A 24,515-nucleotide genomic window follows, 5' to 3' on the forward strand; every position below is an offset into this window, starting at 1 on the left:
AGATGGAGATCGGAAAGATGAGCCTAACTAAGCAAGATATTCGTGACTGCGTCGTTGAATCGGTTCGCGAGATGCTGACTGACAATGCCAATACGCCGATTACGGACCAAACCGACCCCGTTGTTCATTTAGGCCTGGATAGCCTAGACGGCGTACTGATCGCAGCGACCATCTGCGACAAACTCAAATTCAACATCCCAACGAATCTGAATCCGTTCGTTGACGACGGTCCACCGCCTCGAGTGCGGTGCGTCGGTGAGATCGTAACCTGCCTTTTCCAGATATTAGTGAGGCAGCAGGAAAAATCACATGCCTAATGAGGAATCAACGCAATCCACGCTCGCCCAGCGACTTCGGCTTGCCCGCGAGCAAGCTGGTTTATCGCAAGGCCAGGTCGCAAAAATCCTCGGTCTACAGAGACCGTCAATCTCCGAAATCGAAGCCGGACGACGTAAGGTCTCGGTAGACGAGCTGGCTCAGTTCTCCACGATCTACGACGTGAGCGTTTCTTGGCTGGCGAAGAACGAATCCGAGGTACCCGACCCGGCCGTTGAACTCGCCGCCCGCGAACTCACGAAGCTTAAGAAAGAGGACTTGGATCGAGTTCTCCAACTTCTACGCACCTTGCGGAAGTCAGACCGAGGCACATGATGAACGAGACGATAGCTCTAGGAAGAGAAGCGCTTCGGGCTGCCCTCGACGTGCGCCGGAAGGGCGATGTCGCCGTCTCAAATCCGGTATGTGTCTACGACTTGGCCGAATCCTTGGGTGTCGAGGTCAAGTTTGTCGCGGTGAATTCCCTTGGGGGCATGTTTGCCAAGACGTCAAACACCATTTTGGTTCCGTCGTTGAGGCCACCAGGACGCCGCGCATTTACATGCGCCCACGAGCTCGGTCACTGGTATTTCGGGCATGGCGACAGGATCGATGAATTGACCGTTGGAGAAGCCGACTGCAATAGCCCTCGCGAAGAGCAATTAGCGGATCTCTTCGCGTCGCATTTGCTCATGCCGAAGTGGGCAGTGATTGCAGCTCTCAGTCAGCGAGAATGGGATGCTCACCACCTGGCCGTGCACCAAGCCTATATCCTCGCATGCCAATTGGGCGTAGGTTATGAGACCATCCTTCGCCACATGTGGCGGACATTGCATTTGATCTCCAAGGCGCAAGCCGAAGCGCTGATGAAGAAGACGCCAAAACAGATTCGACGAGCGACCATCGGAACGGATACCCCCGACCACCTGATCATTGCAGATAGAGCATGGAATACAGTCCCGATTGACCTTCAAGTCGGAGAGAAGGTGCTAGTGCCAGGTCCAATCACTTCCGATTGCGCACAACTTGCGGTGGTGACTGCACTGGATTCCGAGGTCCTTTTGGAGGCACTGAATCCAGGGATTACGCGCATTGCGACGGCTGATGGCACATGGTCCGCGTTTGTGCGGATTTCACGCCGAGAGTTCTGCGGCCGAAGCATTTACCGACATTTGGAGGATTCCGATGTCGACTGATGTTCCGATCGTGATTGAAGCAGCCAATCTCTCGACTGCCTGGGGGCGCGCATTCCTCCACGTCATGAGCAGGAGCCCGAGACAATTAGCGCCGCTCATCGTCTCCATAAGCGAATTCAATGAAGGTACACCCGTAGAGACTACTCGCATTCGCGAAGAGCTCGATCATACCCTGAAGTCACATGGAAAATTCGCCTGTGATGTCACGGCATTCACGATTTTTCCCCATCGACTATGGGCAATGAACAAATTCACGGACCGGGACAGTTTCTACAAAGCGTACATGACCCAGGTCCTCCCTCGGCTCAAGGCACGTGATTCTCGAAACAGCCACGGAACGTATTTTGAGAGAATGATCGCCTATCAAGGCTCCAAGAAAGAAGGTAATGGCTACGTGCCGAAACCCAAGAACCAGTTGGAGCACATTATCCAGGTATGGATGAGGGATCGTTCGAAGAACCGTCGAACGCGACGTTCCGCACTTCAAATTGCCTGCTGGGACCCAATAAAGGATCTTACTGGATCCGCGCTCGCAGGTTTCCCGTGTCTACAACAGGTTAGTTTTTCTTACGACGACGAAGATGGCCTCGCCGTCAATGCCTACTACCCCACCCAGTATATATTCGACAGGGCGTACGGAAACTACCTGGGGCTGTGTCACTTGGGTAAATTCATGGCCCATGAAATGGGACTGAAGCTGCGTCGTCTGACTTGTTATGTCGGACAGCCCGAAATCGGTAGCGACATTACGAAGCACGGTCTTCGCAATCTGGCCGCCGTCGTCAAGGATTGCACACTTGAGCCATTGCCGGAGGTTGCCGCTCAATCCGATGTGGTGCGAGGGCAGATCTCATGAATAGGTCGAGATCGCGCGGTGCTCTGCTGGTCTTCGAAGGGCCAGATGGCGTTGGAAAGAGTACCCTTGCAGCTTGGGCTGCGGAGCATCTACGAGCTAGAGGCGAACAGTGTGACCTTCTGTCCTTTCCTGGTCGCGAAGCGGGTACCCTTGGAAAACACGTTTACGAACTCCACTACACGCCATCATCATTTGGAATCGCGCAGATTAATCCGGTCAGCCTCCAGACCCTGCACATAGCTGCACACATTGACGCCATTGAGACACGCATTCGTCCTGCACTCTCACAGGGTCGCGTAGTGATCTTGGACCGTTTCTGGTGGTCAACTTGGGTATATGGTCGGGCGAATGGCGTTTCTGCCGAAGCTCTTGAATTGATGATTTCCCTTGAGAAGCTTTATCTGGAAAAACTGAAGCCAAATGCTACATTTCTGATTCAACGCTCGAGTCCGCTTCGAGATGAGAAATCGTCTTTCTGGGAGGGTCTTGTGCGCGAGTACCAGTCGCTAGCTGCGCAAGAGGCTTCTGAGTACCCAGTACATATGGTCCGTAATGACGACACGATCGAGCATCCCCAGCTTCAATTGACAGGGATATTAACAGACCACGGATTCTGTCAGAGGCATCGGCAAAGAACCCGCTCCAATGATGCTCCTGTACCAGACGGTAAGATCTTGAGGGTGCCGCACGTTTACTTGCCTCTGGCGCCAGCGAAACCAACGCCTGTGTACGATACATACTGGAAGTTCGCGTGCGAAAGGCAAGCAATCTTCTTCCGCCGACTCCGTGGAGCCTCGCGTCCTTGGACCGATGACACCATCCTTCAGCAGCACAAATTTACAAACGCATATCGTGCGTCCGACCGTGTTAGCCAATATTTGATAAGACACGTCATCTATGAAGGTGACCCCGCACCAGACGATGTCGTCTTCCGGATTCTGCTCTTCAAGATATTTAACAAGATTGAAACCTGGGAACTACTCACTAAGAATCTCGGCACAGTCTCCCTTGAGACGTACGCTTACGATCGACTTGAAGAGCTCTTGACCGCCGCGATGTCTCGAGGCCAGAGAATCTATTCCGCAGCGTACATAATGCCATCAGGTACAAGCACGAATCGGGAGAGCAAAAAACATCGCATGCACTTACGGTTGATCGAAAAAATGATTGCAGACGAACTTCCCACGCAATTGCGGGATGCACCCTCGATGGGTAAAGCGTTCGACCTTCTTCGCAGCTATCCAAGCATTGGAGACTTTCTCGCCTATCAATTCGTAACCGATGTCAATTACAGTACCGTCACTAACTTCAGCGAAATGGAATTCGTCGTCGCCGGCCCAGGAGCGCGAGACGGCATAAGGAAGTGTTTCAGCAGCCTTGGCGGACTCACAGAAAATGAAATCATACGGGCCGTCGCCGACCGGCAGCAGCAAGAATTTGAGCGGCTTGGACTTGGATTTCAGTCCCTTTGGGGACGTCCACTTCAGCTCATTGACTGTCAGAACCTGTTTTGCGAAGTGGATAAATACGCCCGGGTGAAACATCCGGACATTCACGGGATCTCCGGGCGCACAAGAATTAAGCAAGTGTATCGCGAGAACACGGAGCCACTTCAGTTTTGGTACCCCCCAAAATGGGAATTGAATGAAAAGGTTCAGCGCGGGGGGCATGATGTTCACGACATTTAACGCCGAGACGGCCAATGATCTTTGGGGACAGTTAGTCGAAACTTTTCAACGTGGCGAGTCTCAAACACAAGCAAGCCGCTACGGCAATACGCAGGAGATTTTGCACGCGGCCATATCCCTTTCCGCCCCACGGCAGCGCTGGATGTCGTCAAGACTACCCGCACTCAACCCTGCTTTTGCCATTGCGGAGGTCATTTGGATTCTATCGGGAAGAAATGATTCCGCACCGATAAACTACTTCAACTCCCAGTACGCGAAGTACGCGGGTTGTGGTCAGACGTATCACGGGGCGTATGGACATCGCCTGAGAAAACATAAAGGGATCGATCAATTGGACCGAGCTTATCGCGCATTGCAGGCAAACCCAGAGAACCGACAGGTAGTCCTTGAAGTCTGGGATGGTGCCATAGACCTACCGCAGGACTCCGGTGAGCCTGCGGATATGGATATTCCGTGCAACATTGTATCTCTGCTAAAAATTCGTTCCGGTCGGTTGGAGTGGACCCAGATTATTCGAAGCAACGACATGTTTCTCGGATTGCCGCACAACCTAATCCAGTTTACTTCCCTGCAAGAGGTTGTCGCTGGATGGCTGGGAATTGACGTAGCCTCCTATCACCAGATTAGTGACAGTCTGCACGTTTACGAACACGATGCGAATTCCATTCAGTCGGTCCCTGCAGGTACTAACGAAAAGAATACTGACGACTTACGACTGCCCAAAAATGAATCCGATCGCGTATTCCAAGAATTGTCCTCACAAATGGACCTCGTGACTTCAAGCGAAGCATCCGTGGACAATCTACTGAAAGTAGCGGAATCTTCTGGGCTTCCTACCGCCTATAGGAACCTGCTTTGCGTCCTCTGCGCGGAAGGAGCACGGAGGCGTGCGAGAATCGAGATAGCCGAAGCCATAATGCGAAGCTGCAAGAACCCTCTATTTGTTCATATGTTCGACACGTGGTGCCAGCGCATTGCGACGAAACATCACCGTGAACCTCAGCACAAGTAAACTCAAAAGCGAACTCACAAGAGCTTGTTTGTGAAGGACATTGTAAGTAACCCTTCCGCTAGGTTTTTCGGATCAGACCATATGTGCGTTTTCTTCGCCGACGCCCAGCTGGGCAAGACCTGATGACCGTGAGCTTCAGGCCGCGATCGTTCTCACATACATAGGCTGGCGTAGTCAGACTCAAAGAGCTTTTGCCCGTCTTTGATCGCCAAGCGTTGGTGGCAATAGAGCTGCCAGTAGCCGCGCCAAGTCGGATTGTCCGGGGGCAAGTACTCCACAACCAATTCCAGTTCTTGCGCCGTTTGGTATCCAATCATTTGCCCGTGGGCAAGCCATCGAGTGTTGTCCATCAGTGCGGAAGCAATCTTCGTATAGTCGGCTTTTTTCTCGTGGAACATCCACCGATTAAGATGCTCATTGGCAAGTTTCTGTGCCCGATTCCGTGCAGCCTGGAACACTTTGACCGTTGCAGGATCTAGCTTGTTCAACATGACCTGGGCCACGACATCGTTTGGATCTTTGCGCAGTGCGTCCGAATGCGCCTCGTATGCGTCCAGGTAGCTCATCACTGAGTGTTGAATCGCGTTCCCACGCCCATCCCCGAGCGTGATTTGTGGATCTATGGGACCGAGTTCCGAGGAGTCGCTCATCACGATAGTGTCAGCCGCCAACGCCATCAGTGTCCCGGCACTCTTCGCGAAGTCCGGAACAATGACGCGGAGTCGCCCGGTGCCCACCGTGTTTCGCACAATAGACATCAGCTTTTCGGCGGCATCGATGTCGCCACCACCAGTGTGCAACAGGAAATCAATATCGCTGTTCGGTTTGATGTTGTGGAGAAGCTCCACTACTCCCAGCGTGTCATCACGTGTAATGCGTGCACCGCTAGAAACGTAGCAGATAAGGTGACTTCCGGATTCCTTCTGAAGTTGGCCGATCTGAGCCTGCCGCTGATAGCGTTCGGCGTGCATCGCCTTGTACATCGGTGTCTTGAGCGGCGACAGAGTTACATCCTCCGTTTGAATTGCCATAGTGTCGCCTTCATGTTCAACGCCATTTTCCATGATGGCCTCCGTAACTGTCTTTCACCCATTCCACCGACCCGTGACGAACGAAATAGTGACATCGCCGCCCGTTACCGTGGTAGTCCACGCTCGGCGAAAGCGTCAACCGGTCGCCTGGTACGATACTCCAATGCGGTCGGTGACCGGGATCGAGTGTAATCATAATCCGATGACCGCTCTTGCAGGGACAATCAAAAGCGATCCATTTTGGCCGTTCGCTTGTTCCCACAAAAATGGCTCCTCTGGTGGGCAATTTTGAGGGAATCTCGTCCGCGGCTTCCACAACAGCCACGATCCGCCAGGGGCGAAAGGGAATCCACCATTCCCACCATCGGATTCGGTTCACTGCGGCCATGTTTGCTCCAGGAATGGTGTGGTTACGCCCAGCCCGAGCTTCCCCGAGTCGGGGTGACAGTAGTGTCGAGGTCCCGGCTCCTGTAGGTTCGTTGAAATCTCGCGGTCATGGCATCGCAACAGTATCTCGCTCGGACGTGGCTCCGGCCCGTATCCCACTAATCGCTCCAAGAGCTCGCTGACCGCCGTTGCTGCCACCAAGGTAGTGAATGTCACTACGGCCGGTTCAACTCTGCCCAGCGCTGGCGCGTAGCCCTCCTCCTCCAGCCGTTTCCGTTCTCCCGGCGTCATCAATTCCGTGCCAGCCCTCTTGGTGTCAATCCTGCCGCGACATACGAGGCAAGCCTGCCCGGGCACTAGCGTTGTCACGCGCCCATCGATTCCTAACAATTGCCCACCGGCACCACTCGACAGTAGCACTCCGCAATCGATAACCGGTGTCAGGAAATATGTTGCCAGCCGAGATAACACCAGACGGCCTGCGTTATCATCTGTACAGCCAAAGACGATGTCGCACTCGCACAATTCTCGGGCCGTTTCTTCTGAAGTAATCATCGATTTGTTCGCCCGGATTTCTGCTTCCGGTGCGATCCGTGCGAGCTGTGCTGCCACGACGTCGACCTTGTCCCTGCCGATATCGGTCGGAAATGATCCGAAGACACGTGTCACGTTACTTGCGGAGAGTTGGTCCGGATCGCAGAGCACGAAATCCCTAACTCCGAGGCGTACGAGCTGCTCCGCGACAGCAGAGCCGGTTCCCCCGCAGCCGACGATACCCACGCAGAGGTCTGCAAGAGTTTGTTGAATGCCACCGCCGAAGGCACGGACGTTTCGATCGAACGCCGCGTGTAGAGGGGGAGCCGGAAAATCGAAAGCACGAACGGACGCAATTCGATCACCGACAATCCACGCCCGCCCGAATGGAACCGGGTTTCCGCTCTCCGATTGCAAATAGCCCGTGAATGTGAAGCATCGTGGCCGCGGCGACACGATTAGCATGCTGTAGTATTCGGTGCCTGATCGAAGCCTGAACAGATCGGCTATTTGCTTGTCCACTTCATTATCCCATCGACTCGCTTTGGGCCACGAGTCTTCGCCCGGATGTGTGTGCACCCAGATCGGCACTGCCCCGAGTCTTTCGGCCTCCCCAAGAAAGCGCACGTAGCCCTCTGATGCGATCGTCATGTGGTCCACGCCACGTCGGGCGTAGTACGACTCGTCAATCCAACGGATGCCACGTCCCAACACTCGCACGGCACCAGTTTTGGAGCACACGACGCTCGCGAACAGGAGACCCGCCGTTTCGACTGGTAGGCGCGCCGCCGTGTCCAGCTCGTACGCGAGCGATTGAGGTAAAACTAGAGTGGCTAGTTGGGATGCTGCACGCAACGCTCAAGCTCCCTGCCGATTAGTGCCAAGTAACTCTCCAGCGAGTCTGTCCCACTGCGCCATTGTCCGGCGTCGAAATGCCGCGACCATCGCTGCCAAGTTCGACCGAGATGGTGCTCCGTCACATCGGTGGCTTTCACTGCGCGACCATCCTTGAGTCGGATTGCCGGATCGAACCACCACATGTCCGGTTGGACATCCGGGAAGCCGGGGTTCAACCGAAGAAGTAGGTCTGCCTGCTCGCGGTCATAGCCCGGAGGCAGCCGGTACCCCGACAATACGACACACGTCATATTCGCCTCCGTCGAGACAGTGTACGTGATTCCCCGCTCAGTCAGGCCTGTCGCATCATTCGCCGGCAGCACGCCTACTTCCCCGGGTTGATCTGCGCCGGTGCGGTAAAGAATCGCTTTCCATCTCGAATCTCTACCACGTCAGCGTCACCGATCTTTCGGTCTGTGCCTCCAGGCACGACCTCGAACAAGTCGCGGTCGGGGCCGATCTGTGCCGGTGGCACCTGCCGGAGCTGCAAACCGGTCATGGTCTCGTCCGTCACCTTGTAGTGCACTCGATCAATCTGGATGTGGTACTCGTGACCTGGCGGCGGACCCCCGGGATGGCCTGGTTTGGTACCTTCTGCGTTGCTCATTGGCAAGCCTCCTTTGGTTTCTTGATACCAATATACCACAGAACCTCCGCTCTTGACAAGCGCGGTTACTTGGTGCATAATCTGATTATGAAGCCAGTGAAAACCATGAGCATCCGGCTCTCCGTGGAGCAGGCCGAGGCGTTGGAAATTGTGGCCAGCGTGGAGTCCTTGCCCCTGTCGGAAGTGATCCGGACAGCGATCAACGAGCATATTGAGAGCAAGACGAAGGAGTCGGCGTTTCAAGACAGCCTGAGAGATCGTCTTGCGAAGGCACAGCGCTTGCTCAGGCCGGGCAGCTAAGATACGCTCCTGCGGACGGCTCGATTGTCCATCCTTTAAGCCAGTTTCCTTTTCGGACCACGACTTTTGGTAGCACCCAACAGGTCGCGCAAAGTGGCCCGAAGGCGAAGACGGCGAGTATCAACTTGAGTAACAGGGGGACCACGGGAGCGTTGAACGCTCCTTCCACACAACGCCTCAGCTTGCTTCGCTCGTTGGGGTCATAACCCAATCATACGTCCCAACAGATGAGCAATCGCGTCCCATGTACCACACTTCTTCAAAGGCGCATAAAGGACTCCAATTTCACTCGGCCTCGAACACAGTTTGAAAGAGCAAGGACTAAAATGCTAAAAATGATGAGTTGGTATGCTCCAGTAGCGGCATGGTGATCCGAGGATGGAGGTTTCTATTATGTGCGCACAAGCTAGACCCCCGACAGGATTTCCTTCCGAGTTGCCCAAACTACTTCACAATCTAAAGATTATCATCGCTTTCGTTTGCACAGCGATCGTTTTTGCGTCTGGGTGTGGCAATGAGGGCGGTCACAGTACGGAAGCCGCGGGGCCGGTTCGAGTGGTCTCATGGGGAGGACAATTTCAGCAAGACTTGATGGAATCGTGGGTTCTACCGTCAGCAAAAGCCGTTAAGGTCGACGTCGAATCGGAGTCTTGGGACGGCGATTACGGTGCCCTAAAGGCTAGGATTGAACAAGGAGTGAATTCTTGGGACATTGTACACGTAGAGTCCCAGTTCGTCGTGGATATAGACCGCTCCAAGCTCTTCCATAAACTGAATTTCGCATATCAAAGACTCGAGAGCATTGAGCCAGAATTATCTGGCGCAGTCAAAGCTACGCTTCAAGATGGCTACGCAATACCCGTGCTTCAATATGGATACGTACTCGCCTATCGAGAAGACCAAATACCAGCTAGCAAAGGTGCGAAGCTCGCATGGCCAGCCCTCTGGGATTCGGAAAAGTACCCAGGATCGTGTGGCCTGAGGGATTTCCCGATTGGAAACATTGAGGTGGCACTTTTGTCTTTGGGTAAGTCACCAGAAAGCTCATTGTATCAGTCCGATCTTCGCCCGGCTGACGTTCAATCGGCAGTCGAGGAGGCGTTTGCACGTCTAGATCAATTGCTGACCATTAGAAATATTGTCTGGTGGAAGCAAGGAGACGAACTGCAACGCGGGTTGACGAGCGGGCGTATGGCGTTAGCAGGCGCATGGTCTGGCAGAGTGTACTCCGCCCATACGGAACTTTGTCCTGATCCAAGTAAAGACCCAGAGGATTGTGTACTTCGTCTTTCTTCAGCAGAAGCACTCGTCAGTACGGACTGGTGGGTAATCCCTAAGAATGCACCACATGCCGCTGCAGCCGAAAAAATTCTTGTTAGCCTGTTTCAAAAAGATCGCGTACCAAGCGCCGCCAACTTTTCCAAGAAACAAGGTTATTTGGTCCCTGTAGTCGACGCATTGCCGAACAACGATAGGGCCGCATCTCATTATTTGACAGCAGGAAGCCAGAAGAACCCGGAAGCAATCTCGCTTGATGACCGCTTCTGGAGTGAGAACTACACATGGATCGCCGACCGATGGAGACTTTGGCGAAGCAAACAATAAGATCGTGAAGCATGGATACTCTTGGTCCAACATGGAACTACTTGCTATCCTGCGCTCCAGCGCTTGCGATTTCATCAATAATTGCAACCGTAACCGCTACTGCTATGTTGGATGTCATTGGCCTCAATCGCGCTCATCTGACCGCATTACACAGGTGGGTGTGGGTGTTGGTATGGCTAATACACTTCTTGCCACTAATAGTTGCTCCAGTCGTTGTAGCAGCATTTCTTTATCGACTCGTAGAATCGGCCCCTTTATGGTTCCGGGACTACCAACAATCACCCGTGGTGCTAGCTATCTTTGGTTATCTGTTTCACACAGCGATAGCCGTATGCATTCTAGAACGGGTCTTCGGTTGGACTACACGAAGAGCCGGCCTCCGGAATCTGCTATTCAACCTCGCGTCCTCACCACGCCATATTCGCATAGCAGTCTCAGCAATTAAACTCTGTCAACCCATTCTTGTCACGATTGGGCTAGTGTACCTCCTGCAAAACCTCATGCTCGCGAGCCCGTTCTTCGTGAAACACGATACCCCCCTCAGCGACATCTTGGCATTGATGAAGAAGACCACAACCGCTTTTGAGCGGCAATACACAGGAGCAATCGTCTTTATTTCTATAGCATTGTATATTGGTACTCTATATTTCCTTTCTGCGTTCATAACGTACTTGTTTGGACATCTTGCCACACTCAAACCACGCACATTACATGGTGCAACGAAGAGTTCTCGCGTCATCAAGACGTCTATCGGAAATGTTGTCCACTACATACAATGTTGCTGTTTGTCCGCGTCCACAGTCTTCCTAATTACGGCGATGGCTACCGTGCTAATTATAATCATATACGGATTGGTCACTGGCTTTCATGCAATCAAGGCATCTCAACTAGTCGACATACCATCTTCCATATTCTCTCCCGGAACAAGCACTGCATTCGTAGTGTGTCTTTTGGCAATTTTAGCAGCCACGATTCGCAGTGCCCGCAACATCCGGCGGAAAAAATACCCCATATACATTATTACCCTCTTCGCGTTAACACCTCCAGGAGTCTATGCCTCGCTATTTCTTCCCTTCTTGAATTCAGGGACCAAAACAATTTTGCTGATGTTTTCGATAGGTGTGCTTTCACTTTCGACCTTTCTATTCCTAGGATATAACACGATTTTCGTAAGACGCCATCAAGCTCTCCTCAATGCGCGATTGCTGCGCTTATCCCCAGGTCCTTATTTTAGTGTTTTTTTGAAGTCTGAACTTATGAGTCTATTTCCCATGGCGATAGTAGTCGCTTACATCATTTGGTCGGAAGAAGGACTGCAAAAAGGCTTTGATGCGAACTACAAGTCGCTAAGTTCTTTCATGTACACCCACGATACAACATGGCCGACATCGACGTTTGTCGGACTTGTCTTGAGCGCAATAGTATGGCTCTTCCTTTTTTGGGCAATCCGTAAGATTGTCTTAATGAGAACGCAGCAACTTCGTGTTCGTTGGCCTATCAGCGCCTTTGTGGGATGGGGGAGATTACGCTCCTTACTCCGCCTACTAGTCCTAATGTCTGCGACAGCGTTCTTTGCTGTTACTCTTTCCTGCAACGCCTTCGCTGCGGCGACTTCGAGTACTCTAATCGCAACGACGGCCGATATTGGCACGGTTTCTGCTGCAAAGGACATTTCATTTAGCGAGGGAACCCGATCTATAAACCTAACGCCAGAAGGTTCAAATGCTGCATATCGAATCGTCCTGAATTCAAAGATGTCATCACGACTGACCCTAAAGAAATCCTCACCTGTCCTGGCCCTAACCGCGATAGACCTCAACGTTTCAGGATCGGCAGAATTAGTTCTTGCGGCAGATAGTCCAATGAGCATTGGGCTCCTTAAGATAGGCTCAGTTAAACTTGCATATGATGTTCCAACGCAACTCACACTCAGTATTGAGAATCTGGCTATCGATGAACTTGAAATCGATGGCGCATCGGCCAAGGTGCGAGTCCAGCTTTTGTTTGGGGGAGCGGCTTCTGTGCATCGCTTTTCTGCCCGCGATGTACAATTTGGAGAAGCGTGTATTAATTTGCGCCAACTTCCAGGTCAGGGGGATTGCGACATTGCCATAATGGGCGCAAAAGCTGAACGCCTCGACGTCGACGGCAATTCGGCGAATCCCGTACCGCCTGTGCGTGTTCAGATCCGTGACTTTTGTCTTGAGAGCCCAATCCCTACTAGAGGGGCGCCAAGCATTGAGTTTCATAACCTCGATATGCGCCAACTCGAGCTTGATGTCACTGTTCCCGCACAGTCAGGAGCGCTGGCCGTGTGCTCGGTCAGGGATTGCGTTATATCTGGTAGATCATCAATAAAGTTTCCGTCAAACATGAATGCTGACTTGAGACTCGAAAACTTGGCCTTAACTGACAGATTGCATGTGAGCGCCGAACGCCTCGCTATATCTGTCTCTACAACAACATCGAACGGGAGTCTTGCCCGTGGCGAAATAGAGTTGGAGGCAGCAGCGTTCGACAGACTTTTCTTGCACAATATCGGACTTTACAACCTTTCACTAGCGGAGCGCGTTCCAAACGGAATAACATCACAATGGGAATTCAATGAACTACAGGGGGTTGAGATTGCAAATCGTATTAACGTGCCAGCTACGCTTGTTTTTAAGATTGTACAGTTATCAAAACAAGATCCGAACAGAACACGCGACTTTCTGCAGTTGTTGGGTGGCAAAGGCTATATGAACCCATCCGGCGAGCCACTGAGGAACGAGATTTCGTACGAATTGAAAAAGAACGAGCTAAACGCTCGGTCGCCAATACTCGGATTCATAATGGACTGGTTCACAGGCTTCGGCGTTAATTACAGGAAACCTCTTGGATTGATGGTTGCGTATACGGCTATTTATTTAGTCGTCAATTGTGTTTGCGTTTCCTTATGTTTGAAAAAGGTTAAGGAACCGAGCGGTCCTTTTACAAGCTTTAGACATGTGTTGATTTCCATACTGACCGGTGAACGATTCACTAAGCTGGATGCGAACCTCTATCCATATCCACACGTGTTTGAGACAGCATTTCGCTTTACTTTGTTTGTACAGATCACTGTCTTGTGTCTTTATTGGGGCAACACGGTATTATGAGGACAGAAAGCCCATCACTGAGGGACAATCTTGTGTCAGACTCACCGCGGATTGAGTATTGGACGCGGAAACATAACCAGCCAAACTGGACTCCAGATATTCACTTTGGAATTTGGAAGCAGTCAAGTCACGATTTTGCATCAGCGGTTGAGCAGAATACGCATGAGACGGTAGAGTTTCTGCTGGAAAGGTGCTCAATTCTCCATTTGACTCGAGGGCTTCGTGTGATCGATTTTGCCTGCGGCAAAGGAGACCTCTTATTGCACCTAGCAAAGCGCTTACCGAGCCTGGAAGTCGGAGTCGGAATCGACATCGCGCCTAGCGCCATCGAAGCGTGCGAAAAACGTACAAGACAGTTAGAGGGTACGCATAAAATCGGTACAAAACTGAATTGGATTGCTGCAGGTCTCGAAGGTCTTTCGGGTCTGTTGAGCAGCTCTAAAGTGCCTAGCTTTGACCTGCTGCTTTGCCGCGATGCCTACTATCTGCTGAGTGCCGACGAGCAGTGCACTTTCTGGAAGACTGCGTTTTCGCTGTTAGGTGATGGCGGTGCTGTGTTTATAGCAGATCTATCCGTAAGACGTGGGATGGAAGGAACAGCGGAGGCACTGTTAGTAAGGCGGCAACACGGTGGGCAGCCGATAATATGGAACCATGAATCCGGCAAACATCGGTCTTTTTCACACATTTCACTTGCGCGTAAAGTGGGATTCGAATTGAATGGGGATGTTAAGATTGACGAATTCGCTGTGGGTGACAGTTATAGAGAAGCTGCATCTCAGTTTCGCGGCGACGAGAAAACAGTTGAGGTGTACTCAAAGTTGGCGACATTTGCAGCCTATGATGAGGTTGCACAATGCTCAAGTGTGCCGTACATTCAATCCATTTTCGTTAAAACAGCCCCGAACGCTGTTCTAGAGGATCGTGAGCATATTGGGATTGAATTAGAGCGAGAGATTAACGGTGCATTGCGGCCTGGAAGCGTGCTGCTTCCCTGGAAGTCTTGGTCGTTGATAATTGGAAGGTCCGGTGCCGGCAAAACCACTTTACTGAACTTGCTGGCCGGAACAGCGAAGTGTCGGGGCGTTTGTAGGGTGAACCTGTCCGATAAGAAGATTTATCTCTTGCCACAGGATGTGGAACTTTTGTCGCAACTTACCGTCGGTCAAAATATCGAACTCTTCTCTAATGCGATGAGTGATCTTGCCCGAGTATGTACGATTCTTGGTTTGGATGCCAAGTTACTTAGAAGGAAGGCCGATTCGCGCCTGAGTGGTGGAGAGCGCCAGCGTGTGGCCATTGCGCAGGCGCTTGTTGCAGGACCGGATATTCTTTTGCTTGACGAGCCCTCACGTGGAATTGATCGCGTCAGAAGGGAGCAGCTTCTTTACTATCTTGGCGAGTACCGCAAGAGTGGAAACAATCCATCTACGGTTATCTGGGTCGACCATGACTTCTGGTCGATGCGGGAGTCGTTCGACACCATTTATGAGATTATGGGGGGACGGGTTGTGTGTTTGGATGCGAAGGCTACCTGAGGGAAGATCACTGTGCATAGTTCCGCGAGGTGGCAAGAGAGGACATTTGCTCCACTGAGACAAATATCCGCAACCCAAGTAGAAGATTTGAGTGGTCGGATGTTGCTTCAATGTTGTGGTACACAATATCTGGGGCTACTTTGGCGAGACGACGCTCGATCAGCGATTCGAGAATGCGTTCTAGACTTGGACCCGATAAATTTCGGATCCCTTGGAAGTCAATATATCGGTGGCACTCATCCTTCGCGGCTAAGTTTTGAAGAGACTCTGCGAAGCGCGTGTGGTCAAGAAGCATGCCTAGCTTTCAATAGCGGCTGGGCCGCCTGCTATGGGGTTGCAGAGGCTATTTCGCGTATGGGTTTCCAAGTACTCTCGGACATTCGCTCCCACAATTCCACAATTCGAGGACTTCGAAAGTCGACTCCTGTTGCTGTCAGCGATATTACGAATCGTGACGCGACGCACAGGATAGTAAATGATGAAGAATCAAAAGTGGCTGTATTCTACCCTGCACTTGAAGGAATATCGGGAGAAGTGGTGTGCCCTAGTCTCTCATCTATTCCCAGAAAGAGGCTGTTATTAATTCAAGATGAGTGCCACACATTTGGCGCTTGTGGAGTTCACGGCTATGAACTGCCGATTGATGTTCGGCCGGACATTCGGATTCTTGGGTTGAGTAAGGCTTATGGAACTGTGGGGGCCGCTGTCGTAGGCAGTTCCGAGATCATCAATGCAATTATTGCTCACGCATCACCGTGGATCTTTTCGACTCCCCTCCCCCCAATCGTATGGCAAGTCAACAATGCCTTGTGGCCCATTGTAACCGCTATGCAGGCCGAGCGTGAAAGAATTCAAGCTTTGGGAGATCGTTTTAGGAGTAGATTTCGAGCGTCAGAGATAGTTGTCTTGGGGGAGCGACATGTTTCTGGGGTGCGCATAGGAAAGCGCGCTCGCCCAGCACAGTTCGAAGATCTACTTCAGCGAAGCGGTATTTTTCTTCGAGTTTCCAGCTTTCCTACAATGCCTCTGGGGTTGGACACCGCCCGGGTCGTCTTCAATCCGTTTCATACAGAAGATAATGTGGACTTCGTCGCCGACACAATCATTTCGACACTGCATTCGTAGCTCACAGATAGTCGCGTCTGACACTTACTGCTATCTTGTTTGGACCTGTCTTGCCGATGCAAGCAAGTGACTTGTTGGGTGACGAACCCAACGAATCTTCCTGATGTGGTTCTGGCTGTCGGACAGATGCCCCGTTAGGCGTCCTTGAAAAAAGGACACCTTTGTGTAATCATGTATCCATGAACCTTCATCCGATACTTGCCGAGAAACTGAGTGGCGCGTGTGCGGAGGATATCCCACCAACTTTAACCCTTCGGGACGCGGCACTTCCCTCGGTACCCGGGAAAGTCCACGCGGTTATCGGTATGCGTAGAGCGGGCAAGACGACGTTTCTACGGCAGTTGCAGGCCGAACAGCGTAAATCTGCGCCGCCAGAACGAGCGATATACTTGAGCTTCGATGACGACCGTCTCGCAGGAATCGAACTCAACCAATTGGATTTCCTCCTCGAGGAATACTATCGGCGCTATCCGGCTCTGCGCGGCGACAAGACCATTCACTGGTACCTCGATGAAATCCAGCTCGTGCCCGGATGGGAGCGGTTTGTCCGCCGCGTCATGGATACCGAGAAGTCCGAGATCGTGGTTTCGGGATCGTCCGCGCGCATGCTTTCGCGGGAAGTCCACACTTCGTTACGTGGGCGCGGCATGGCGACCGTCATCCGCCCGTTTAGCTATCGGGAGTTCCTACGCCATCGGGGAGAGGAACCTGTCAAGGAGCCGCAGCGTTGGACCGCGCCGGAGCGTTCCCTCTTGGAGAAACGGTTCCGCGAGTTTCTCGTCGAAGGCGGCTTTCCAGAAACACAAGAGCTGCTGCCAGTCTCGCGCATCGAATTGTTGCAGGGATATGTGGACACCGTCCTGTTCCGCGATGTCATTGAACGTTACGAAGTTTCGCAGGCGGCAGCACTACGCTGGCTCATGCGATTCTGCCTTCGAAATCCCGCTGGGAGTTTCAGCGCGCATCGATTGCACCAAGATCTGAAGTCGCAGGGGCACGGAGTCTCCAAAGACGTCGTTCATGCACTGCTCGGCTATTTGATGGACGCGTTCCTGTTTACCGCCGTTTCCCTAGCCACCGAATCCGAGCGAAAACGCAACTCGAACCCTCGTAAGCTTTACCCGGCGGATCCGGGGTTCATTCGTGCTTTCGATTCGAGCGGTCGTGCCAACATAGGCCACGCGCTTGAAACCGCCGTGTTAAACGAGTTGGAGCGCCGCAGCGCTGAGTTTGCCTACGTGAAGACCGAGGAAGGCTTTGAGGTCGATTTTCTTGCGCGCTACCCCACGGGTGGACAGGAATTGATACAGGTCTGTACCGATTTGTCGGCGCCGGAGACTCGTGCTCGCGAGTTGCGTTCGCTTCAAGCGGCGGCGAAAGTGCATCGGCATGCCACCGCACGGCTCCTCGTCCTAGATCGAGACGCGCTCGTGCATCTCCGCGACACAAATGTGAACGCGCAACCTGCGTACGAGTGGTTGCTGTCCGCGCCGGAACGTGCTTGATTGAATGTGAACGCGCTCCAATCAGCGTCGGCTAGCCTTCCGAGATTCTCGAATCATAACCTGAAGTTCAAGGAAGTGATCTTCATGGAAGACGATGGTTGCGCTTTCGCCGCAAAGAGTTAGAGTGATGGCAGGCCTTGCTGAACCGCCTTTGGAACTAGGGACATATGCCTCGATGTTGGACAGGATGTCCGTGTCAACCGCTTTCGTCCCAAATTGAAGCATAGCGCTGTGCCAAGGGCAGAGGCACAGGACGTTCCCGGGGCGATCTATCCATTCCGCCTTTGTGTAAGGGACGAGATAAAGACCCTCGACGTAGGGTTCGCTGTTTCGCTGCAAGAAAGTCCTCTCGCAGATCTGGCATTTCCCCTCATACCAGTGAATGAGATTATGCCGAACAACATCATTCTTTCCTTTCCACTTCTTGCAGACACCGAAGGTAAATCGCGTATCGGGAGATGGTTCGTTCTCGATGTCTTGGGAGACTTCTGCTTCCAGTTTGGCCTGACGGCGATCTGGATTTCGGGCTGTTCCGCTGGTTTCTGTCATCGAACCGGATGACATGTGACCGTTGCCTTGCGTGAAGGTATCACTGAGGGCTTCGTGAAATGGAATTGATGTCTGTTGATTGCTGAGGGCCTGTGCTTTTGCCCGTGCGCGGCGCCTGAGCATGGCCGTGATCTGAGCGAGAGATTCATTCTGTTCTTCGGGCGGTAGACCGTTCAGAAGATCCACAAGCTCCATATCAAGACCCAGAGATCTCGCGAACTCCTGTTTCTGACGGTACTCCGCTGTGGCTCTTCGTGCCTTCTCGGCGAAGCCTATCGCAGTTAGCCATCCGTTCCGATCGTCGTAGGAGAATGACGGGTGTAGTGACTCGCGTGTAATGTCAGCAGGTTTGCGGAACACATTGCCGACGTCCGGAATCCATGCCGCGGCCGCAAGAGTGAGGACGAGCGATGACTTCGCGTTTTGTGTAGCATAGGTCCTGTTGGGGCGGTATTGCGCCTCCAAAACCTTCGGATCTGCTTTTCGCAGCGTATCCCATACAAGTGCATTGATTTCGATTTCCTGAAGGCGAAGCAATGCCTTTAGTCCGGGGATGTTGAAGTCGACGTCGATTCCAGTATTCGTGAAACGAGTGCCGTAACGGTTGTAGTCTTGGCGTAGGACGTCTTGCTTTGGGTGGTGGTAACAAGATTGCCGCTCGATCTGCAAACTTGCAGCAACACCGCAGGCTACAGCGAAATCGCAAAGCCCTTCGCTGTTGATTTCGCGATAGCGACTCCAGAGTTTGTGTTTCTGAGATATCCCTTGGCGAGCTTGCCGATAGATTACTCCCAGCCCCGTTGACTTCAGGGGCGTGTCTAGATAACAGGAATCCGGGGACTGCATTTCTTCACTTCCTGCAATGCGGAAGATTGGTTTCCCCCGGAATTTAGTTGTGGATCGCTCTTTCTTCCACCACTTGATGAAGAGGCGCATATGGTCAAGATGTTGCTGGCGTGAAACCTGTGCACTGTCTTCGCCGTAGTAGGTCTCCAGAACAAGATCGATACGTTCTTCTTCGCCGATCTGCTTTACGCCCAAGGCAATGAGACTGTCTTCAATTTTTTTGTTCTGCTGCTTCGTCTTCCCGCGAAGAATGGCGGACTTGATCTGTGGCAGGTCCCGGTAGGATTTGCCCTTTGGGAAGTATGCTTTAGACCCGGCGACGTGGTTAACGGCCTTATTCTCAACCACACGGACGATCCGGCAATGTTGGATGGTCCACTCGTCACATTCCTCTTTTCCCAATGCGTCGCCAAGAAGCATATAGAGCTTTTGGAGCCAGTCATCGGGGCGGTCCTCAAGCCACTTTACATCCGCGGCATCCGGTATGTAGGACAGATAGTAGTTGCGACCCCCGTACTTGGCTTCAAGAGCATTCTGAAGTTCCTGGTACCCCCACTGTTTGATACTTAGAGCCTTTAGGAAGTTGTCCGGGCGGGTATACTGGACAACTCCCTTCGCCCACGAAGCCATCTTTGCCTGGCCAAGGAACGCGAGTTCTGTCGGTGTGATGATTTCCCTTAGCGCCGCGGGTCCCTGGAAGACCTGTCGTGCGGCTGCGTAACGGTCATCGTCTGTCGGGACAAGCTCGTCTACCTGAAAACGCTCAACTACTGTTGCAAGCAACGGGGCATAGAAAGGTCTTAGGCCATCCGTTTCGTTTGGGAGCACTCCAAGAAACTGAGTATTGAGAAGACCTTTGTCACGAAGATGCGGGAGTATATCAGCCAGCAGCTGACAAGTCTCTTTCATCAGATGGCGATTGAAGGAGTCCTCCTCCGAAATGGTTTCCCGAGAAGGATTAGTTTTGTACGGACCGTTGAGAATGAATTGCAGATGTGTTTCCTGTGTAGTGCAGAAAAGAACGTAAAGGAAGTCTTGGATCGATGTGATTTGGTCTTTGCGATCAAGACCGAAGGCAATCTCAACATCCTTGAAAGCTTGCCCTCGCCATGTCGGTGTACGGGAGAAGACGAGGTACTTGTTGAGCATCTGGCCGTCAGTAATCGTGGTGTGCCGAGAGCCGCCCTTCACCATGTCCTCACGAAGGTAGTGTCCTGAAGCGCCATCGATTTCCCAGCGGATTTCGCGAATACTCTTTGTGAAGAGAAGTGTATGCATGTTGAGTCCAGTCAGGCGGGCAGATATCTTCTCGTATGCTTCCTCCGCCGACATAAGGTCTTCAACGTAGTCTGGCTTCTCGATTTGGTGGTTGAACGGCAAAACGATTCGAGTTCGCCCGCGCGGGAAGTCTTCCGGATATGGATACTCGGAGACCCTGTAGAGCCCATGAATCATAAAGTGCTCGTCGCCAGACACGATGATCGGTGTTGCGGTAAAGGCGAAGACTGACTTGAAACCGACCCCGAAACGTCCGGTCTTCAACATGTCGTCCCGACTCGTGCTTTCACCGAATGATGTGATTGCGAAGACGTTTTCGGGCGTAAAGGGTGTGCCATTGTGCTCAACTGTCACATCAGTAGCCGTCAGCTTGAATTGCACCTCCGTAGCCCCATAGTCGTCCGCGTTCTGGAGAAGCTCGTAAACGAAGTGGGTCAGATCGGAGTACATGCATATCTGTGTCTTCCGAGTCGACGTCTTGGTGCCCAGTTCAGAGACATTCTGACGTGTGATCACCTTATAGTCGCTTGGCATGGGTTTGCCCCTTCTCGAGCTTGATTCCTATCTTCAGGTGACGTCCTTTGTATTGCGCTTTTCCTATGTTGTAGCTTTGATTGCCTCGCGCAGGTCGAAGGCGTCGATTTCGACGAAGCGAATCGTGGCGGCCTCCTTCCCGAGAGTGACGGGCAATTCCGAGGCATCGCCAATCTTCTCGAATAGTTGCCGTAGTTTGTCTCGCGCATTGTCGGGACGGTGGAATACGAACTCGTGGCACTTAGCCGCGCACACGGGGCAGAGCGCAAAGTAATTGGCGTTGACTTCGCGTGGCAATTCGAAGACATCGACTTTTCTCAAAATAGCGTTCCCCGCGTTACTTATTACTTGCGGAAGGTCATCTTGTCATCGCAGATCCGGCAAATCAATTAGCAGTCGCTGTTTATAAGATCTCGAAGGCCCTAATCCATCTCGTCCTTAACATGCACTAACAGACATTACGTGAGTCATCAGCTTCCCCGGTTGAGAGACATTCATCAAGGGCGATCCGCAAATCGTGGAGATGAGATTCGACGAATCGTACTTGGCCAGATGTGTCGCCAATCTGAGCCGGAACGGCAAGACTGTCGGTATCCGCCTGCTCTACTGCCCAGATAAAATCGGACAGTAGCTTCTCGTTTCCCTTCACCAAGACGCTATACTTGGCCGAGCAAAGAGGACAGAGGGCTAAGTAGAGACTGTGATCTTCTTTAGAAAAGTTGTCGGCTACCTGCACAGCCTCGAAGTAATACTCCCCCGTTGTCGGGATTTTGAAGGGCATCGCCCTGCAGCAGATCTGGCAGACCATGACATTCTGTTCATTTGTGTACATCTCTCGGAGCCAGACCTTAGGTGAGACTTGGGGGCGCGACACCCGTACGGAACGTCTCTTCTCGTCGTATGTCTTTGGGTCGGCCCGGCGAGTTCGATTCCTTACTCCAGTCGTGCGCCGCTCCAAGTTGGGAACCCGTCGTTCCGGGAACTCAGGCGCTGATGCTGCTACCTGGGCGTGTGTAGCCACGAATTCGGCGATGCTTTCTGCTGTAAAGGCGTCACGGTTTCTCACGAGGAGTGCCGCGACCTCGGGAGGAAAACCAGCCTGGGCGATTAGTGTTTCCTGATCCTCAGCTTTACCTTGGGCAACTTCTTGCGGGTCAGGTTGGATGCCTAAAACACGGATCAGAGTGCTGTTGCGGCGCAGTTCGCCCGCCATGTCGGCAACCGTGCATTCGCTAGGTCGCTTGTAGTCGTCCTCGCCTATGGGAATCCATGGGTGAGACCTTAACATCTTGCACAGGTCCGAGTCTTCTTCGAGCGTGGTGGCATTGTCGTAGTTCTGGTGGGTGGCAGTCTGGTAGCGGCCGTGAAGGAAACGAACAAGCGGTGGCAACAACTCATTCCAAATGAAGGTAGCCTTCTCCAGCGTGATAGTCTCAAGAGCGTGTTTCAGCCCGTCAATACTGGTGTTGGGATCAAAACCGTCGAAGCCTCGCTTGTGCCAACCGTGGCTCGAATACAGCGTTACGTAACCGAGGTTCTTGGCATTCAGGCCTCGACAGTTCACGACCGGCTGATTACGAACACCAAGCGCCTGCCAGTCAATATCTTCGCATTCTTCCGCGAGAAACCAAGCTTCCGCGTTTCCATGAAAAAACAGTTGCAGGTTGGATGATGGAATGAACAGTTTCGTTGGCTCAGTATAGAATTCTTCTCCACTGTCCGCATTTCGAGCCAGAACCCATGTCGTGCGCCTCAGGGCATGGACCATTTCCGTGTATCGGGGCGAATCTTTGAGATGCATTGCGTCGCAGATCATGGCGAGGTGTCTGTTGTGGTCGTCGTCCTCAATCACCGTGTCGTCTGTGTAGAGTGGCAGAATGCTGTTTATCACCCGTGTACAGATGTCGGGAACCACTAGACCGAGCCGCTGGAAGAATCCAGCGGCCTTTTCATCACGGTAGATCTCACGGCTGACCATATGGCAGTCCATATCCGAGGTGACCGGGAGGAAGACCGACGGGCGACCGAAGTCGTCGAAGGGTGTTCGGTGGACACTGTCGTCACAGCGAATGATGGCTTTCTTCCGGAGAGGTCCTTCGGGTGGGTAGTTGTACGTTCCTTTAGCCCTCCATAGGGATTCCTGCCCGGTAAGGAACGAATAGAACCTCACCATCCACTCTTTGGTGCGAGCGTCAAGGAAACTCGATGACACATGACGCGCAAACGTCTCGCCGTCGATGACACTAATTTCGCACTCATCGCGTAAATACTGCCAAACTTTAGGAAGTCGATTCTCTGTTATTCCCCCGTCGACCCAGGCATACTTCCCGGAATCGATCCCGAGTAGCTCTTGGAGGATTTCCTCTGGGAGTAAATCGCGCAACTCCTGCGAACGGCCCAGCACGACGGCAGTGGCTGGTGCGTGGCCTCCATCGGCTGTAGGAATCAGGGGGCGTTCCGTAAGAGCAGTCAATACTGCATCGTAGATGGGCCGAAATGTAGAGCCAGTCGGGAAAGTCTCGTTGTCGATGGGAAGAAGCGATAGGAAATCTGCTGTCAGAAATCCGTGTTTCTTGCAGACTTCAAGACTCTCGGCGATCAATGATGCGATCTCGGAGAGCAATCTGTCGTTCCATGGGCTGTCGCTCTCAATATTGTCGCGCGCCGGCGTTGACGCGAATGGCCCGTGAATCAGAAACGCGAGCCCTGTTCCCCTTGCCGTAGGAAAGTACGCCGTAAGCGGTGACCGTGGTAAAGGCTGGACGGAGCGGCCTTCTCCGACGCTCTTGAGACTGTAGGCTATTTTGACAGGCAGATTCTCAGCTCGTGTCGGGTGCAGCACCTCTTTCTGCATGACGAGCCAATCCTCCTCACTGCTTTCCTGTCCAGCACCTTCCCCAATGATCTGAACGATGGATCCCCCCTTGTCAGAAGGATGAGCGTCACGCAGGTAGCAGCCTTCGCCAACTCCCGCAATGAACCATTGCAGGCATTGAATGTGATTAAGGAAAAGTAAGGAACGAGGCCCGAGGGAGAGCAACTTACCTTGGATAAGATTAAACGCTTCTTCAGCGCCGAACTCTGGATGATTGAATGGGAAGTAGAAAAGCGTCTGTAAATTGTCGATAAGAGCGCGTGGCGCGACAGCACGAGGCCGGATGAACTGCTCAATGACGAAATGCTCATCGCCGGAGTGAATTTCTGGTGAGGTAGTAAGAGCATAGACTGACTTGAACCCGATACCGAACGTTCCAATCTGGTCAAGACGCTCATTCTTGGTACCATGGAGAACGTCACAGATCGCTCGCACGTCTTCTTCATCAAACAACTTGCCGAAGTGACTAACCTCTAAGCGATCCGCGTGGAGCCTAAACTCAATCTCGCCTCGAAAGTCGCCGTGAGGCTCCTCCTGACGGCGCCGTGCCAATGCATCCTCAGCATTCTGAAGTAACTCATAAATGAAATGTGATCTGTCGCCATAGAGCCGCTCTGCCAGGAAATGTCCAATGTCTGCAAAGTCCTCGCCTCTTCGGCGGATGTTGTCGTTTGTGATTTTCTCATAGTCGCTTGGCATT

19 protein-coding genes are annotated in these 24,515 nt (G+C 52.5%); 12 read left to right on the top strand and 7 right to left on the bottom strand.

What is annotated here, in order from left to right:
- The first annotated feature begins 17 nt into the window (after nt 1-17).
- From HUU46_07720 to HUU46_07745, 6 genes are read left to right on the top strand one after another with little or no spacing between them, the layout of a single operon-like run.
- Nucleotides 18-317, top strand: a complete 300-nt coding sequence (locus HUU46_07720; protein NUM53515.1) for a hypothetical protein — start codon at nt 18-20, stop codon at nt 315-317.
- Nucleotides 310-651, top strand: a complete 342-nt coding sequence (locus HUU46_07725) for a helix-turn-helix transcriptional regulator (GenBank protein NUM53516.1) — start codon at nt 310-312, stop codon at nt 649-651. The genes HUU46_07720 and HUU46_07725 overlap by 8 nt, the downstream gene beginning before the upstream one ends.
- A complete protein-coding gene (locus HUU46_07730) occupies nt 648-1,511 on the top strand; it encodes an ImmA/IrrE family metallo-endopeptidase (GenBank protein NUM53517.1) in 864 nt (287 codons plus the stop codon). Before HUU46_07725 ends, HUU46_07730 begins: the two co-directional genes overlap by 4 nt.
- On the top strand, nt 1,501-2,367 hold the full coding sequence (locus HUU46_07735) for a thymidylate synthase (protein NUM53518.1): 867 nt from the start codon (nt 1,501-1,503) through the stop codon (nt 2,365-2,367). Before HUU46_07730 ends, HUU46_07735 begins: the two co-directional genes overlap by 11 nt.
- Nucleotides 2,364-4,055 carry a hypothetical protein gene (locus HUU46_07740; protein NUM53519.1) on the top strand — a complete coding sequence of 564 codons (1,692 nt, stop codon included), beginning with the start codon at nt 2,364-2,366 and terminating at the stop codon, nt 4,053-4,055. The genes HUU46_07735 and HUU46_07740 overlap by 4 nt, the downstream gene beginning before the upstream one ends.
- Nucleotides 4,012-5,067 carry a thymidylate synthase gene (locus HUU46_07745; GenBank protein ID NUM53520.1) on the top strand — a complete coding sequence of 352 codons (1,056 nt, stop codon included), beginning with the start codon at nt 4,012-4,014 and terminating at the stop codon, nt 5,065-5,067. The genes HUU46_07740 and HUU46_07745 overlap by 44 nt, the downstream gene beginning before the upstream one ends.
- 152 nt (nt 5,068-5,219) lie before the next feature.
- On the opposite strand, the gene HUU46_07750 is transcribed toward HUU46_07745, so the two are convergent.
- From HUU46_07750 to HUU46_07765, 4 genes are all read right to left on the bottom strand, one after another.
- Nucleotides 5,220-6,131 carry a hypothetical protein gene (locus tag HUU46_07750; protein NUM53521.1) on the bottom strand — a complete coding sequence of 304 codons (912 nt, stop codon included), beginning with the start codon at nt 6,129-6,131 and terminating at the stop codon, nt 5,220-5,222.
- Between the two features lie 342 nt (nt 6,132-6,473).
- A complete protein-coding gene (locus HUU46_07755; protein ID NUM53522.1) occupies nt 6,474-7,670 on the bottom strand; it encodes a ThiF family adenylyltransferase in 1,197 nt (398 codons plus the stop codon).
- A gap of 182 nt (nt 7,671-7,852) precedes the next feature.
- Nucleotides 7,853-8,239: a hypothetical protein gene (locus HUU46_07760; protein NUM53523.1), complete on the bottom strand. Its 387-nt coding sequence runs from the start codon at nt 8,237-8,239 to the stop codon at nt 7,853-7,855.
- A gap of 2 nt (nt 8,240-8,241) precedes the next feature.
- The gene (locus HUU46_07765) at nt 8,242-8,523 is read right to left on the bottom strand and encodes a multiubiquitin domain-containing protein (GenBank protein ID NUM53524.1); all 282 of its coding nucleotides are present in this window, start codon (nt 8,521-8,523) and stop codon (nt 8,242-8,244) included.
- Between the two features lie 105 nt (nt 8,524-8,628).
- Between HUU46_07765 and HUU46_07770 the strand changes: the two genes are divergently transcribed.
- The 6 genes from HUU46_07770 to HUU46_07795 all read left to right on the top strand — a co-directional run bounded on the left by HUU46_07770 (nt 8,629) and on the right by HUU46_07795 (nt 17,733).
- Nucleotides 8,629-8,823: a hypothetical protein gene (locus HUU46_07770; GenBank protein NUM53525.1), complete on the top strand. Its 195-nt coding sequence runs from the start codon at nt 8,629-8,631 to the stop codon at nt 8,821-8,823.
- A gap of 591 nt (nt 8,824-9,414) precedes the next feature.
- A complete protein-coding gene (locus HUU46_07775) occupies nt 9,415-10,428 on the top strand; it encodes an extracellular solute-binding protein (GenBank protein ID NUM53526.1) in 1,014 nt (337 codons plus the stop codon).
- A 950-nt stretch (nt 10,429-11,378) separates the two neighbouring features.
- Nucleotides 11,379-13,565, top strand: coding sequence for a hypothetical protein (locus tag HUU46_07780; GenBank protein NUM53527.1), 2,187 nt, complete (start codon nt 11,379-11,381; stop codon nt 13,563-13,565).
- 224 nt (nt 13,566-13,789) lie between these two features.
- Nucleotides 13,790-15,103, top strand: coding sequence for an ATP-binding cassette domain-containing protein (locus HUU46_07785; GenBank protein NUM53528.1), 1,314 nt, complete (start codon nt 13,790-13,792; stop codon nt 15,101-15,103).
- Between the two features lie 354 nt (nt 15,104-15,457).
- Nucleotides 15,458-16,228, top strand: coding sequence for a pyridoxal phosphate-dependent aminotransferase family protein (locus tag HUU46_07790; protein ID NUM53529.1), 771 nt, complete (start codon nt 15,458-15,460; stop codon nt 16,226-16,228).
- Between the two features lie 305 nt (nt 16,229-16,533).
- Nucleotides 16,534-17,733 carry an ATP-binding protein gene (locus tag HUU46_07795; GenBank protein NUM53530.1) on the top strand — a complete coding sequence of 400 codons (1,200 nt, stop codon included), beginning with the start codon at nt 16,534-16,536 and terminating at the stop codon, nt 17,731-17,733.
- A gap of 21 nt (nt 17,734-17,754) precedes the next feature.
- Here HUU46_07795 and HUU46_07800 read toward each other — a convergent pair whose 3' ends face one another.
- The 3 genes from HUU46_07800 to HUU46_07810 form a co-directional block, all read right to left on the bottom strand.
- Entirely contained in the window at nt 17,755-20,940 is a 3,186-nt protein-coding gene (locus HUU46_07800) for a hypothetical protein (protein NUM53531.1), read from the bottom strand.
- Between the two features lie 63 nt (nt 20,941-21,003).
- The gene (locus HUU46_07805; protein ID NUM53532.1) at nt 21,004-21,261 is read right to left on the bottom strand and encodes a hypothetical protein; all 258 of its coding nucleotides are present in this window, start codon (nt 21,259-21,261) and stop codon (nt 21,004-21,006) included.
- 127 nt (nt 21,262-21,388) lie between these two features.
- Entirely contained in the window at nt 21,389-24,514 is a 3,126-nt protein-coding gene (locus tag HUU46_07810; GenBank protein NUM53533.1) for a hypothetical protein, read from the bottom strand.
- Nucleotide 24,515: the final 1 nt, after the last annotated feature.

The sequence above is a fragment of the Candidatus Hydrogenedentota bacterium genome, assembly GCA_013359265.1.
GTDB lineage: Bacteria > Hydrogenedentota > Hydrogenedentia > Hydrogenedentales > SLHB01 > JABWCD01.